Origin of the sequence: Burkholderia sp. Ac-20349, from assembly GCF_017104865.1 — a bacterium.
Taxonomy (GTDB): domain Bacteria; phylum Pseudomonadota; class Gammaproteobacteria; order Burkholderiales; family Burkholderiaceae; genus Burkholderia; species Burkholderia aenigmatica.
Genome location: NZ_JAAGPM010000004.1, coordinates 84,106 through 98,052, shown reverse-complemented (window position 1 = coordinate 98,052; position 13,947 = coordinate 84,106). Strand labels below are relative to the sequence as shown.

At 63.9% G+C, this 13,947-nt stretch carries 15 protein-coding genes; 5 read left to right on the top strand and 10 right to left on the bottom strand.

Features of this window, described 5'->3' with window-relative positions; translation table 11 throughout:
• Positions 1-233 precede the first annotated feature (233 nt).
• The 3 genes from G3N61_RS02915 to G3N61_RS02905 all read left to right on the top strand — a co-directional run bounded on the left by G3N61_RS02915 (position 234) and on the right by G3N61_RS02905 (position 3,383).
• Positions 234-1,043: an alpha/beta hydrolase gene (locus tag G3N61_RS02915; protein ID WP_205821460.1), complete on the top strand. Its 810-nt coding sequence runs from the start codon at positions 234-236 to the stop codon at positions 1,041-1,043.
• Positions 1,044-2,024, top strand: coding sequence for an AraC family transcriptional regulator (locus G3N61_RS02910; protein ID WP_205821459.1), 981 nt, complete (start codon positions 1,044-1,046; stop codon positions 2,022-2,024). It abuts the gene before it with no gap.
• A 108-nt stretch (positions 2,025-2,132) separates the two neighbouring features.
• The gene (locus G3N61_RS02905; RefSeq protein WP_205821458.1) at positions 2,133-3,383 is read left to right on the top strand and encodes an MFS transporter; all 1,251 of its coding nucleotides are present in this window, start codon (positions 2,133-2,135) and stop codon (positions 3,381-3,383) included.
• A 203-nt stretch (positions 3,384-3,586) separates the two neighbouring features.
• On the opposite strand, the gene G3N61_RS02900 is transcribed toward G3N61_RS02905, so the two are convergent.
• The 9 genes from G3N61_RS02900 to G3N61_RS02860 form a co-directional block, all read right to left on the bottom strand.
• Complete coding sequence (locus G3N61_RS02900) at positions 3,587-3,907, bottom strand: high-potential iron-sulfur protein (protein ID WP_043184332.1); 321 nt, start codon at positions 3,905-3,907, stop codon at positions 3,587-3,589.
• A 138-nt stretch (positions 3,908-4,045) separates the two neighbouring features.
• A complete protein-coding gene (locus G3N61_RS02895; RefSeq protein ID WP_043184330.1) occupies positions 4,046-4,387 on the bottom strand; it encodes a cytochrome C oxidase subunit IV family protein in 342 nt (113 codons plus the stop codon).
• A 7-nt stretch (positions 4,388-4,394) separates the two neighbouring features.
• A complete protein-coding gene (locus G3N61_RS02890; RefSeq protein WP_205821456.1) occupies positions 4,395-5,114 on the bottom strand; it encodes a heme-copper oxidase subunit III family protein in 720 nt (239 codons plus the stop codon).
• Positions 5,111-5,722, bottom strand: a complete 612-nt coding sequence (locus tag G3N61_RS02885; RefSeq protein ID WP_205821454.1) for a cytochrome c oxidase subunit 3 — start codon at positions 5,720-5,722, stop codon at positions 5,111-5,113. Before G3N61_RS02885 ends, G3N61_RS02890 begins: the two co-directional genes overlap by 4 nt.
• Positions 5,719-7,479: a cytochrome c oxidase subunit I gene (gene ctaD, locus G3N61_RS02880; RefSeq protein WP_205821453.1), complete on the bottom strand. Its 1,761-nt coding sequence runs from the start codon at positions 7,477-7,479 to the stop codon at positions 5,719-5,721. The genes G3N61_RS02885 and ctaD overlap by 4 nt, the downstream gene beginning before the upstream one ends.
• A 13-nt stretch (positions 7,480-7,492) precedes the next feature.
• Entirely contained in the window at positions 7,493-8,644 is a 1,152-nt protein-coding gene (locus G3N61_RS02875) for a cytochrome c oxidase subunit II (protein WP_089452690.1), read from the bottom strand.
• A 351-nt stretch (positions 8,645-8,995) separates the two neighbouring features.
• Positions 8,996-9,511 carry a hypothetical protein gene (locus G3N61_RS02870; protein WP_089452689.1) on the bottom strand — a complete coding sequence of 172 codons (516 nt, stop codon included), beginning with the start codon at positions 9,509-9,511 and terminating at the stop codon, positions 8,996-8,998.
• Positions 9,512-9,904: 393 nt separating this feature from the next.
• On the bottom strand, positions 9,905-10,414 hold the full coding sequence (locus G3N61_RS02865) for a DUF1269 domain-containing protein (protein ID WP_089452688.1): 510 nt from the start codon (positions 10,412-10,414) through the stop codon (positions 9,905-9,907).
• A 361-nt stretch (positions 10,415-10,775) separates the two neighbouring features.
• Positions 10,776-10,991, bottom strand: a complete 216-nt coding sequence (locus G3N61_RS02860; protein ID WP_205821452.1) for a DUF3820 family protein — start codon at positions 10,989-10,991, stop codon at positions 10,776-10,778.
• Between the two features lie 313 nt (positions 10,992-11,304).
• Between G3N61_RS02860 and G3N61_RS02855 the strand changes: the two genes are divergently transcribed.
• Positions 11,305-11,493, top strand: a complete 189-nt coding sequence (locus G3N61_RS02855) for a hypothetical protein (RefSeq protein WP_043184320.1) — start codon at positions 11,305-11,307, stop codon at positions 11,491-11,493.
• Positions 11,494-11,780: 287 nt separating this feature from the next.
• Here the strand turns inward: G3N61_RS02855 and G3N61_RS02850 are convergent, their stop codons facing one another.
• Positions 11,781-12,110 carry a hypothetical protein gene (locus G3N61_RS02850; RefSeq protein WP_205821504.1) on the bottom strand — a complete coding sequence of 110 codons (330 nt, stop codon included), beginning with the start codon at positions 12,108-12,110 and terminating at the stop codon, positions 11,781-11,783.
• 906 nt (positions 12,111-13,016) lie between these two features.
• On the opposite strand from G3N61_RS02850, the gene G3N61_RS02845 reads away from it, so the two are divergent.
• Positions 13,017-13,592, top strand: a complete 576-nt coding sequence (locus G3N61_RS02845) for a hypothetical protein (protein ID WP_089452803.1) — start codon at positions 13,017-13,019, stop codon at positions 13,590-13,592.
• Positions 13,593-13,947 lie beyond the last annotated feature (355 nt).

The following is a 13,947-nucleotide window of genomic DNA, read 5'->3' as shown; positions in this document are numbered from 1 at the left end:
TACTGTATATTCATACAGTTTTCCATGACGACCCTGGGGGCGTCATGGGCAGGCGGCTGGCTGTCGTGATTTACTTCGCCTGGAACGCGGTTCGCTCAAGCCGGAACCCGGTTTGGACGTCGCGCATGCTCGATGCGCTCGCGGTCCGCCATCCCTGGCTTGACCCGTTTGACGACGGAAACGAAACACCCGCGCTGCGGCGGTCACGCCCATTCCCGGATACTGGATAGCTCATGACGAACCGCTTTCACGTCAAATCCGGGCGCGCTGCACTGGCGACCGAAGTCGTCGGTCGTGGCGCCCCGATTGTGTTTCTGCACGCACGCGTCGCGGACCGCCGGATGTGGGACCGCCAGATGCGCGAAATCGGCGCGAATCTCCAGGCCGTTGCCTACGATCGGCGAGGCTTTGGAGAAACAGCTGCTGAAGCAGAGGCTCATTCTTCCGTCGAGGATCTGATCGCCGTTATCGAGTCGGCGACAGACGGCTCTCCTGCAATACTGGTGGCCTGCTCGCAAGGAGGCGGAATAGCACTCGACGCAGCGCTTCGATATCCGTCACGTGTTCGCGCGCTTGTTCTGGTTGCGCCGAGTGTGACCGGCGCGCCAAAACTAACCCATGCGGCGCAGGTTGACGATTTGATCGCCCATTTAGCAGACGCTGAGGCCAACGGCCATATTGACGAAGCCATTGCAATACGCGCGAGTCTGTGGCTCGACGGCCCGCTTCAGCGCGAAGGGCGCGTCACAGGTGAGGCTCGCGCGCTGTTTGACGAGATGAACGCTGTCGCGCTCGGTTTGCCCCCGGCGGGCATGAACGCGGATGCTCCGATTGCATATGGGCGCCTGGCGGAAATTTCCGTCCCGACCTTGGTGATGTGCGGTGATCTTGACCTTCCCGGCATACAGGAGCGCAGTCGTTACGTCGCGAATACCCTGTCTGGCGGCATCTTCCACCCCATAACAAGTACCGCCCATTTGCCGAGCCTCGAGCGGCCTCGCGAGGTCACGGGCAAGATCGTGGATTTCATCGGATCACTGTAATTGTCCGGGAATCGCGGAGGGTGCGAAACGCTGACGAAGATTCCGATTTCCATACTTCGAATTTCCCGTTGCGGCCCGTATCCGAAGTTTCGTGGCTCCCGGTGCAGTTCCGCTTTCCCGCTTTCGTCCTACACTTCACGGGTTGCTTTTAACCGAAGCGTTGCAATGAACATCGATTTTGACGTCGTCTGCGACAATCAGGGCCACTATTCGAATGGCCCGCATGCCCATCCTTGCGACATGCTGTTTGTCCCGCTCGACGGCATCTTCTCGGTGTCATCGCCACGCCAGGCGCGCGGCGAGGTGCTGGCGAGCGGGAGTCTCTGGTTCGTTCCCGAACGGCACATCCATCACGTATCCGCAACGCCCGGACAGCGCCATCTCTGCTACTACCTGAACATCGACAGCCTGATGCCGCGGGTCAATGCGGATCTGCGCTCGCCGATACGACATTCGGAGAAATGGGGAGCGTCGCTGCTCCTCTCCGACCTGCTGCGCGTGCGTGCGCATCTCGCGCGAAAATCCGGCCCGCTTCTCGGGCCGTACGAACTCGACCTGCTCATTCTGCAGGAGGCCGGTCGCATCATGACGTCCGTCCTGCCGTCGCGCTCGCGCGAGCCGGCGGACATCGTGCGCGAGGTCAGGATTTACATCGGCGAGCACCTCGACGGCGATCTGTCCTGCACGACGCTCGCGCGTCAGTTCGGCACATCCGAGCGGACGCTGTCGAGATGGTTCCAGGCCGAACAGGGTCGCTCGATCGGCCAGTACGTACTCGATACACGCCTCGTCGAAGCGAAGCGCCTGCTCGTCTCGACCACCTTGCCGGTAGTCGACATCCAGAACACCGTGGGCTTCGCTTCGGCCCCTCATTTCGCCTACTCGATGCGCAAGGCCTTCGGCCTGTCGCCGCGACATCTGCGGCGCCGTGGCGCGGCCGAGTGGCAGGAAATCGACAGTCCTGGCCTGTCGACGACATAACGCATCGACGCTCCCCCTTACGCTCTGAATGCTGACGCTCGCGGCTCGACCGCCTCGCGAGCCCGCGTCAGCCGGAATTCGCATGAGCCTTGGAACGGAGTTGTCCGGTTGAAGTCAGCAGATTATCGGTGGTACGTGCTTGGCGTATCGACACTGACGCAACTGACCGCGGCGCTCGCGAGTCAGGGAATCGGTGTGTGGGGCACGTTCGCGCAGAAGACGTTCGGACTTTCGCTCGGCCAGATCGGCGGCCTCGCAACATTCTCGAACGTCGCCCCCATTCTCGGCCTCGCACTCGTCGGGCGCGTGCTGGATCAATACGGAGAGCGCTGGCCCGTCGTCCTCGGCCTGGCGATATTGAGCGTCGCGATGACGCTCGTTGCGCTGTCCTCCGGCTATGGGGGGCTGGTCGCCGGCATGCTGATGATCGGCGTCGGCTACAGCCCGGTTCAGCCGGGCGGCAGCCGGGCGATCTATCACTGGTTTCCGCCCGGCGAGCGCGGGCTCGCGATGGGTATCAGGCAGGCTGCGCTTCCGCTTGGCGGCGCACTGGCGGCGGCGCTCTTCCCCGCACTGCTCATCCACACGGACTGGGCGCGCGCGATGCTCGGCGCGAGCGCCGTGCTCGCGACATCCGCGATCGTGTACGGCGCCGTTTTCCGAAACTCGCCCCGCCACGCACAGCGTGCATCCGCGTCGGCCCGGCGTGGCCTGATGCCCCATCTCCGCGACGCCGGATTCCGGCGAATCTCCGTCGTCGGCGCAGTGCTCGTCGGCGCGCAAACCGCGATCTCGATTTTCTGGGCGATCTTCGCGGAGCGTCGTTTCGGTTATTCGCCGACCGATGCCGCGTGGGTGCTGTTCATCGTGCAGTTGAGCGGCTCGGTAGGCCGGATCGCGTTGTCGGCCATCAGCGATCGCGTCGCCGACGGTAAGCGCCGGCTCGTCACGCTGTGTCTCGGCGCGACGCCCGTTGCGCTGGTCACCGCGGCTTCGCTTCCAGCGCATTCGGCACCTTGGGTCGTCGGCGCGTTCTCGGCGCTGATCGGCGTGTGCTGTTTCGGCTGGTACGGACCCTGGGTGGTCTGGCTGTCGGACAGCGCAGAGGATGGGCAAGTCGGTGAAGTGCTCGGTGCGGCGATGGCCATCAACCAGATTGCGATTGCGTCCGTTCCCGCGATGTTCGGTTTCGTCTCCGACATCGTGCCCGCCCCTGCACTACCGTGGTACTGCATCTCCGGTCTGCTCGGTCTCGCTTTCGCCTGGACGTTTCGGGCATCGTTGAAGGCACGCGGCGCATCGCCTGCCGGCGGCAGCACCGATACGGGGAATGCGAGGAAGTGCCAGCCGTTGCGGTGACGCGACCTGAAGGCGCGACGCGCGCACGCAAGTCACTCGCTCATGCGCACTGTGATCGACATTGCCGTGTGGCAGTGTTCCGGTGTGAAAGCGATCTCGGGAGACAGGGAATGTCGACGACGAATCATGGACAGTCTCACGCCCCTGAAAGAAATCCGGCAAACCATCCTGCATGCAAGTGGAATCAGGCCATCCCTCCTTCGCTACGCCTTTTTCGTATAAGTGTTGCACCAGCCTTTCGCATTGACCTGCTTGCCGCCGAAAATCGCGCACGGCCCCGTCGTGGCGCCGGCCTTGCCCTGGAAGAACTGGCAGTTCGCACAGGCTTCGCCCGCCTGGAATTTCGGGTACTTCGCATGGTCGACCCGGCTGGCATCCGCCTTGTAGCCGAGGGCCACGGCGTTCGCGTCGGTTTCCTGCACGACACCGGCACCGGCATCCGCCGCCGCCGCGCGGCGTCCGACAGCGAGCGCGGAGGCGAGAACGGTGGTCACTGCAATAAAGCGTCGGCGTGAAAACTTCATGGGGTCCTCCCTTCAGGTTTGCGTGAACGGATGTCCGGGAAGCGTCGTCCGCTCCGAAACAGCGTCCGCCGATGGCGCACGTATCGTGCCCATCGCGATGCGAGGCGCCCGTCGGCCAACGCACGGCCGGCGAAGCCATCAGCGAAAGAACAACTCCCGCATCCCGAACGTGTGATGCGCTTCCGCCGCCATCAGCACCATGAGCACCAGCAGGCACAGCGGCGGGATCAGGATCGCGTACACCAGCGCCAGCCGCTCCCACATCATGTGCATGAAGATCGACACGATCAGCCCGGCCTTGGCGATCATCAGCACGACGATCAGCACCCAGCGCATCAGGCCCTGCACGTTGAAGTAGTCGACCAGGTACGAGAACGTGCTCAGCACGAACAGCAGGCCCCAGATCTTCAGGTAGAGGCCGATCGGATGCTGCTGGCCGTGCGCGGCGTCGGGTCGATCGGCGGGATCGGTGTGCTCCATGGCTGCCTCACCACAAATAGAACAGCGCGAAGATGAACACCCACACCAGGTCGACGAAGTGCCAGTACAGGCCGGCAATCTCGACGATCTGAAAGTTGCCGTGTTCGGTAAACCCCGGCTGCAGGATCTTGCGTGCGATCAGCAGCAGGTAGATCACGCCGCAGGTCACGTGAAAACCGTGGAACCCGGTGATCGTGAAGAAGCACGCGCCGAACTGCGCCGCGCCGAGCGGGTTGCCCCACGGGCGGATCCCTTCACGAAAGATCAGGTTGCTCCATTCGAACGCCTGCAGCGACAGGAAGGTCGCGCCCAGCAGCGCGGTCGCCAGCAACAGCGCGGCGGCGGGCCGTGCGTTGCGCCGGTAGCCGAAGTTGACGGCCATCGCCATGGTGCCGCTGCTGCTGATCAGCGTGAACGTCATGATCGCAATCAGCAGCAACGGCACCTCCACGCCGCCCACGGTGAGCCCGAACACCTTCGCGGTATCGGGCCACGGCGCCGTGGTCGACATGCGCACCGTCATGTAGCCGATCAGGAAGCTGCTGAAGATGAAGGTGTCCGACAGCAGGAAAATCCACATCATCGCCTTGCCCCACGGCACCCGGAAGGCTTCGCGGTCGGACGACCAGTCCGTGACGATGCCGCGCCAGCCATCGGGCCGCGCGTCGGCGGACGAGGCCGCAGGCGATTCGGCCGCGGATTCGGTATGGACCGTGGGCGCGGTCATGGCGCGGCTCCATACAGCGGCCCGCAGATCGCGGCGACAATCCCGGGGGTCAGCCACCACATCGCCGCCAGCAGCACGAGCCAGACGGCGAGCAGAAAATGCCAGTAGAGCGCGCACAGCGCGATGGCCCGTTGGGCCCGGAACGGGTCCGTGCGCCGGAGCTGCGCCATCGTCACGCCCCACGCCACCAGCCCGCCCAGCACATGCACCCCGTGCAGGCCGGTGAGCAGGTAGAGGAAGCTGTTGGACGGATTGACGGTGACGGTCTCCCCGGCCGCCGCCAACGTGTGCCACGCAGTCAGTTGCCCGATCACGAACACGGCCGCCAGCACGCCGCCGGCTAGCAGCCACACCGTGCGGAACAGGCCTATCCGCCGGGCACGCTGCATCGCGATGCTGGCCAGCGCCAGCGCGCCGGTGTTCCACCACAGCAGCGCCGGATGCGGGATCGGCTGCCAGTCGGATTCCCGCATGCGCATCGCATAGGCGAGCAGCAGCAGCGAAAACAACGTCGTGACCACCGCCATGAACACGGCCAGCCCCGTGCGCCCCGCATTCGGCAAGCCGGGTGGCGCATCGGGAACGAAGGGGCGCGGCAGCGTGGTCATTCGCGGGCCTCGCCGGGGTGCAGCGTCGGGTGGGCCGCTTCAGGTTCGGGCGCGGTCGCCGGCGGCTGGTTCTGCGGCACGAAGTCTTCCTCCTGCCCCGGCGGGCTGTATTCGTATGCCCAGCGGTAGACGACAGGAAGCGCCGCGCCCCAGTTGCCGTGCACGGGCGGCGTTTGCGGCGTCTGCCATTCGAGCGTGGTGGCCCGCCACGGGTTGCCGTCGGCACGCCGGCCGCGCACGAGGCTCCACGCCAGGTTGAACAGGAACAGCAGCTGCGCCGCCGCGACGATCAGCGCGACGATCGTGATGAACGTGTTGAGCGTCTGCGCCGAATGCGGAATGAAGCTGTAGCCCTGATACGCGTAATACCGCCGCGGCATGCCGAGGATGCCGAGATAGTGCATCGGGAAGTAGATCGCATAGGTGCCGACAAAGGTGATCCAGAAATGCGCGCGCCCGAGCGTGTCGTCGAGCATGCGGCCGGTCACCTTCGGGTACCAGTGGTAGAGGCCGCCGAACACCACCAGGATCGGCGACACGGCCATCACCATATGGAAGTGCGCGACCACGAAATACGTGTTCGACAGCGGGATGTCGACGCTCACGTTGCCGAGGTAGAGCCCAGTCAGCCCGCCCAGCACGAAGGTGCTGATGAAGCCGATCGCGAACAGCATCGGCACGGTCAGGTGGATATCGCCGCGCCACAGCGTCAGCACCCAGTTGTAGACCTTGAGGGCGGTCGGGACGGCGATGATCAGCGTGGTGGTGGCGAAGAAGAAGCCGAAGTACGGATTCATGCCGGCGATGAACATGTGGTGCGCCCAGACCACGAAGCTCAGCGCGCCGATGATGACGATGGCCCACACCATCATCCGGTAGCCGAAGATGCTCTTGCGCGCGTGCGTGCTGATGAGATCCGACGCGATGCCGAAGGCCGGCAGCGCGACGATGTAGACCTCCGGATGCCCGAAGAACCAGAACAGGTGCTGGAACAGCAGCGGGCTGCCGCCGGCATGCTTGAGCGTCTGCCCCATCGACACCACGGCCGGAATGAAGAAACTGGTGCCGAGCGTCCGGTCGAACAGCATCATCACCGCCGACACGAACAGCGCCGGAAACGCCAGCAGCGCCATGATGGTCGCGATGAAGATGCCCCACACCGTGAGCGGCATGCGCATCAGCGTCATGCCGCGCGTGCGTGCCTGCAGCGTGGTGGTCACGTAATTCAGGCCGCCCATCGTGGCCGCGACGATGAAGATCGCCAGCGACACGAGCATCAGCACGATGCCCCATTCCACGCCCGGCGTGCCCGGCAGGATCGCCTGCGGCGGATACAGCGTCCAGCCCGCGCCGGTCGGCCCGCCCGGCACGAAGAAGCTCGCCACCAGCACCAGCACGGCCAGCAGGTAGACCCAGTAGCTCAGCATGTTGAGAAACGGGAACACCATGTCGCGCGCGCCCAGCATCAACGGGATCAGGTAGTTGCCGAAACCGCCCAGGAACAGCGCCGTCAGCAGGTAGATCACCATGATCATCCCGTGCATGGTGACGAACTGGTAATAGTGGTTCGCGTCGATGAACGCGAACTTGCCCGGAAAGCCGAGCTGCAACCGCATCAGGTCCGACAAGACGAGGCCGACCAGGCCGATCGCGATGGCCGTCAGCGCGTACTGCACGGCGATCACCTTGTGGTCCTGGCTCCACACATAGCGGGTCCAGAAGCTGTGCGGGACGTGGTCGGTGTGCGCATAGGTCATGGCATCTGCTCCGCTACGGCTGGGCCGCGGTACTGGCGGGCGGCGTCCCGCCCTGCGCCTTGATATAGGCCACCAGCGCGGTCAGTTCCTGCTCGCTCAGGTCGAAGTGCGGCATGATCGGCGAGAAGCCCTTCACGACGCGGGCCGTCGGATTGCGGATGAACGCGCGCAGATAGGCTTCGTCCACCTTCGCGGTGCTGCCGTCGGCCATCGTTTCGGTCTTGCCGTACAGGCCCTTCCAGGTCGGGCCGACGAGCGGGCTGCCGTCCACGGTATGACAGGCGACGCAACCCTTGCCCGCCGCGAGCGTCTTGCCCAGGTTGACAAGCGCCTGCGCGCTGCCGCCGGCAGCCGCGGGTGCGGCCTGCACGTGGGCCAGCTGCTGCTGCGCGAACGTGGTCTGCTGCGCCAGCCAGCGCGAGAACGCGGCTTCGTCTTCCACCACCACCACGCCGCGCATGCTGGAGTGCCCGATCCCGCAGAGCTGCGCGCACAGGATGTCGTAGCGCCCCGCCTTGGTCGGCGTGAACCAGAAGGTGGTCACCATGCCCGGCACCATGTTCATGCGTGCGCGGAACGGCGGAACGTAGAAGTCGTGCAGCACGTCGCGCGACCGCGTCAGGACCTGGATCGGCCGGTTGAGCGGCAGGTGCACCTCGGGTGTCTCGATCAGGTAGTTGTCACGGCCGTTGGGGTCGGCGGGGTTCAGGCCGAACGGATTGTCGTTGCTGATGTAGCGCACGTCCGTCGTGCCCAGCTTGCCGCCGGGGCCGGCGAAGCGGAAGCGCCATTGCCATTGCTGGCCGAGCACTTCCATCTGCAGCACGTTGCGCGGCGGCCGGATATAGTCCGCGTAGACGAACAGCCCCGGCGCCAGCAACGCCGCCACGCCGACGGCGGTCAAGCCGATCAGCCACCATTCCAGCTTCCGGTTATGCGGTTCGTAGGCCGCGCGATGCCCGCTGCGGTGGCGATAGCGCACCAGTGCGACCACGATGAACAGGTTGATGGCGATGAAGAATGCACCGGTGATGACGAGCGTGATCGTCAGCATGTCGTCCATGCGCACCCAGTTCGACGCGATCGGCGTGATCCACCACGGACTGGCAAAGTGAAACCCCACCGCCAACAGGATGATCAGGACCAGGGCAATCGCAAGGGCCATAGGCCGCCTCGCTGCGTGTCACTCGCCGGAGCCGCGAACGCGCGCTCCAGGCGTCAACGTGCCGCCTTGCCGTCTTTCGTCTTGTTATTTTGGCGGCAGTCTGCCAGGACCGATTCGTCTGGCGTTGCAGGCGGCTCTAAAGAAAAGGTAGTTCGCTCCTCCCTATCGCGCAAGACAGTGGAAGCGCGAAGCGCGCCCCGGTACGAGCCGCGAGAATGACGGTTTCGAGTGGTTCCTTCACGTGCGGCAATGCCATGCGAAACGACCACCTTCGGCGTCAGTTGCCGAGGCGGTCATCGCTTGATGGGCACCGGTTATTCAAGGCCGGCGCGTCGGGAACAAAACGCCGCGTCAGTCCGCCGCGTTCTGCCTGCGTCGCCGTTCCAGCATGCCGTAGGTGACAGCCGCCACCACGCCGAACAGCAGGTTGGCCAGCAACGGTCCGGAACCGCGTTCCGAGATGAACCACGGGAACACGGCCGTCATCACGTAGAAGTTCCACCCATACGCGACGAGCCCGAACGCCAGCCCGATGACCGCCTCCATGCCCACGCTCGAATCGAAGCGGAACGGCGCCATGATCGCGGCGAGGATCATCCCCATGATCGCGCCGAGCACGTAGTGCAGAAACAGCGCCAGCGCGACGATTTCGAGGTTGAATTGCGACATCTGACCGAGCGCGCTGCGGCCCATCACCATCGCCGCGATCTTGTGGGTCGGTTGCCACGGGCTTTCACCGATCACGAGGGTCGACCAGAAGAATTCCAGCGCGATCACCAGCGCACCGCCCGCAAGACCGGCCACGGCGGCGCAAAGCCAGTCGGGTGTGCGACGCTCCCAATGGTGTGATTGAATGTGCAGTTCCATACGACCTCCTTGCTGACGGTTCCACTTCAGCAATCATGTTCAGAAGGCACCACGCGCGTCGGGTCACGGCACGTCCCTCGCGCACTTCGTCATGGAAGACAGGACTCCTTATGCAAGGGTCAGAAGCCCTGCGCGGTGCCTCGCACCGCGACACGCCGCACCCCGTTCGGCATCGGCGTGTCGGCAGGCAGTGGGCGCGCGGTGTTGTTCTGTTGGTTCGCCGGTCAGGAACGACGCTGAGACGCCGTGACGCACGCAGCGCGCCATGCAGCAACGCCCGAGCCGCCCGCGTCGAGACGTCAGAGCCTGTCGCCCTGGGTCGCGGCAATGCGATAGCGCGCCCGGCGATGCGCGTCGACGCGCTCGAGCGTCGTGCGTGCCGGTATTCGCGTTTCAGGGGAAGATCGGTGTCGTAGGCTCCCCACCCTCCAGGTCGGCCGTCGGAAAATGCTGGGCGACCATCTGCTCGATTTCCTGCTCTCGCAATGGCGGTACATCGGCCATGATCAGGATCTGGCCTTCCTTGATCGCTTCACGAAATCGCTCGAGTCGCGCGTTCGGCTCGGCGATGCCGATCATCGCGGCCGTCCACGCGCCGAAGCCCGCCCCCATCACCGTCAATGCGACGACGGCGCCGCCCGCGATCACGAGCTCCGCAGGGGGGAACACCAACGCGACGAGGCCGATCAGCGCGCCCGTCGCGCCGCCGAATGCGACGCCGCGCTCCAGCGCATGCACGACATCGCTGCTCTGCAGCAACGATGCTTCGGGTAACTGATCGAGTGTGACGCTGTGATTCGCGAGAACGTGGATATGACGCCAGATGATGCGCGCGCGCAGCAAGTCATCGACGATTGCCTTCGCCATCGGCGTATCGGGTACGAGGAAATAAAGGCGTCTCATGTTGGCACCCCTTTTTGCCATCAACGACTCTTTTCATTTTATGTCAGCATTGGCGACGCGCCAGGTGCTTGCGGGTCAGTACCGACGCCGCATGCGCGACGCATGACCTGCTGCAGCGCACGCACGATACGGTCTGGCGACCTGCCGCAAGGCAGGCACCACGAGCAACGTCAAGCATGGCCTTTCTTGCCGAACGACAGACACCGCCATGCGCCCTGGCTGCGCCGAACGTTCGATCACCGCGGCACGATGCGGTCGTTCAACCCACGCGGCAGGGAGTTGGACAGGAGCGGTTGTCGCCGATCGCCGTCGATCGATGCGGGCCCGCGTGGCACGCTCGGTCATTCGCCCCTGATTGACGCTATCCGCGCTTGCGCAACGGCTCCAACAAGTCGCGCAGGCCGTTGTGATCGATCTCGTGCATCAGCGCGAGCTGCCGGCCGATCTCACCGCGCGGGAACCCTTCGCGGGCCAGCCAGTTGAGGTAAGGCCCGGGCAGGTCGGCAATGAGCCGCCCCTTGTATTTTCCGAAGGGCATGATGACGGTGACGAGGTGTTCGAGGTCTGGATTTTGCATGCGGGTATTGTGCACGGCTTTCCGCTCGTGTCGCATGCCGAGCGATTGGAGGTCGGGATTTCGGCCCTTCGCGGGAGACGGATTCGTGACGCAGCGTCGGGTTGACGGCAATCGCCATCTCCGGCCAGCAGCGGCCCATTACCCGTCGGATCGAGCACCGGCGGATACGGATGAGTCGGCCGGATTGACGCGTGGACCTTCGAGGCGGCAATACCGCCTTCAACGACCTCGACCAAAGGACGCTGCAAACCGCCTGTGCCCCGTTTCTGGCCTGCTAGACTGGAATTCCCCCCTGCAAACGATGGAGGGAATCATGTTGTCCGTCTACGTCGTGAAGACCGGCGAGCAATTCCTGTGCACCGCCGAGGATGGCGATATCGGCATGGCACCGGCGGTTGAAGATGCCACGTCGTTTCTTTCGTACGAGGAAGCGGAAAAGGCAGCGCACGTGCATGCCGACCCCGGATACGAAATCGTGGCCGTCTGCGTGCTCAAACACTGAGATGGCGCCCGCTGCCGGGCGCTCGGCGAGGAAGTGCGGCTCGCGGTTCCGCTGGCGCCATGCGACATGGGTGGCGCGATTGGCTGCGTCCGAAATGGCCTGCGAACAGACCAATTGCGGGTCGGGATGCTCATGATGGCGGCACCCTGTGCGTCAACAGGCCCGCCGTGTGCAGTGCGACGCAGCGCACGCGCGACGCGGAACGCGCCTTTCCTGAAACGCGTGCCATCCGGCACGCACTCCCCATATGCGGCGCTGCCAACAATCAGAGCGTCGTTGCTACGCTTCTATCGTCTGGGCCCTTTCATGCCCTCCGACTCCATGGCCGCATGCCACTCCTCATTCGCCTCGATCGGGTCCATCGCTTCGTCAACCGAAGCCGTCGCGCGCTCGGCGGCGGCTCTGGTGTCGTCTGCCTCGGAGGCAACATCACCATCGCCATCACTGTCGCCGTCGCCCGGGGGGTGAAGCATGTCCTTGAGCATGGCGCTCAACTCCGACGTGTCCCATGGCAGCCCACGCCGAGTCCGATCCTTGATGTAGTGCCTCACTTCCGCGTCCTGCTCCACGGTCAGCGGCAGCCCTCGGAAGGTGCTTTGGGGACCAGCGTCGATCATCGCATTCTCCTGTTTCATGGCATGTTCAGTGTACTCGCCATCGCAAGCACGCGAGCCACGATTGCTGCGCGCTTGCGTCGGATCAAACGTGCGAGCTCGACAGGCAGGCGGCAGCCACCAAGCGTCGCTCACCAGCAGCGTTGTCGGACATCAGGGCGACCGTTCCGCCCAGCAAGGAGCCGTTCGACCAATGTGACGAGCGTCGCAAGATCGACTGTTTGCAGCAGGGTCGACGCGGGCATCCTCCCGCCGCATTCGTCCGGCATTTCCGTGCACGCGAATCGTCTTCGTTCGCACGCCATCCGATGGCGGCCCGCCCGCCTCTATTCTTAAAATAAGACGATTGATTCAAAAAATAGAAACCCGATTGACACGTCTGAAATTACACGGATTTCATTGGATTTTTTATTTCGAAAAATAGCTTAACGTCGCCTTGTAATCCGTCAATCGTCCGTCTATGTTCGTTCAATAACGAATAGTCTTGCTCACCAGGTTGTCGTAGGCCTGCTTTGTGTCCGGGGGGCAGTCGGTAGTTAACGAAGGGAAGGAAGGCGACGACTATGGACACTTGCTTCACGCGCACGGCCTAGACACCCTAGGGTCTCCATCTTCAAGCATCCACTCGCCTGTACGGCCATCCCGCGCGCCGGGTGACGTCACGCCTGCGCGTCTGCTTGTCCACTGGCAATCAATGGGCGTTACGTGACGCGCCGAGGGAATTCGGTCGTATATCGCCACCAAAATCGTGAAGCCTGGCTACAACGGATTTCGCCACCCGATAGTCGCCAAGCGAAACCGTGCCTGTTTTCGATTCCTGCTAGTGGATGCATGCAGTTCGGTCAGTCAAGGAAGCAAACCGCCCCGCTTGATCAAGTTAAGCGCCCGATTCATGACTTGGAGATGAACATGAAAAGCAAGCGTCTAAGCATTCTGTCTGCAACAGCTGTTGCCCTTCTATCGCTCAGTGGTGCCGCGCAGGCCGATGGCCTTTGCTCGAACGCGATGCTAAAGGGAGCGTTTGAGTTTATTGGTCACGGAGAGATTCTTGGATTGATCGGTGCCGACGGCAAGGTGCATCCATACGCTGCCCCGTCGATCCTCGATGACGTTGCGCTGGTGACGTTCGACGGTACGAGCCATTATTCACGCACCGATTTCGGGGTGATCGGCGGCCTGCCGAAAGGTGGGCAGACGTCGTTCAATCCGCACCAGACCGGAAACTACACGGTGAACTCCGATTGCACCGGCACCATGAGCACGGTCTATACCACGGGCGGATCCGTGCCGGCCGGCGTCGAGACCGATCTGAACATCGTCGTCGCTGCCGACGGGACGTTCATCGAATCCGTTGTCTACAAAGCGGTCACCGTGTCAGGCGAGAGCGCGGATGGTGTCGTAAAGTGTCCGCCGAATTGCGTGCAAGGCGTGCAGGAGACCTTTGAGGGTAAAAAAATCTTTGTGCGTCGCGAAAACCACGATTGACCGTTGTCCCTGGGTCGCTGCCGTTCGAACGCCGTCGCGCCGACCCCGCGACGATCTCGAGCCTCATGGGTCAGCGTCGTTCAGATGCCAGACAGACGGAAGCCGGCCCGCACCCGGGGGCGGCCCGCTCGGTTTCATTCAGGAGGTGGATGGCGTCGCACGATCCCCGGGACTGAGGCATGCGCCACCGGTTCGTGAGAACCGGGGCGTTGGCCCGTCATGCCTGCAGTGCTCAGCGTTTTCGTGCCCGCCTGATTCGAGCGCGCACCGCGCGCGGCCGTCCGATGGATCGAACCCTCGGACGGCCAACGCGCAGCCACTCACCCTTTCCGTCCCGCCGTCAAACGCATTCCCC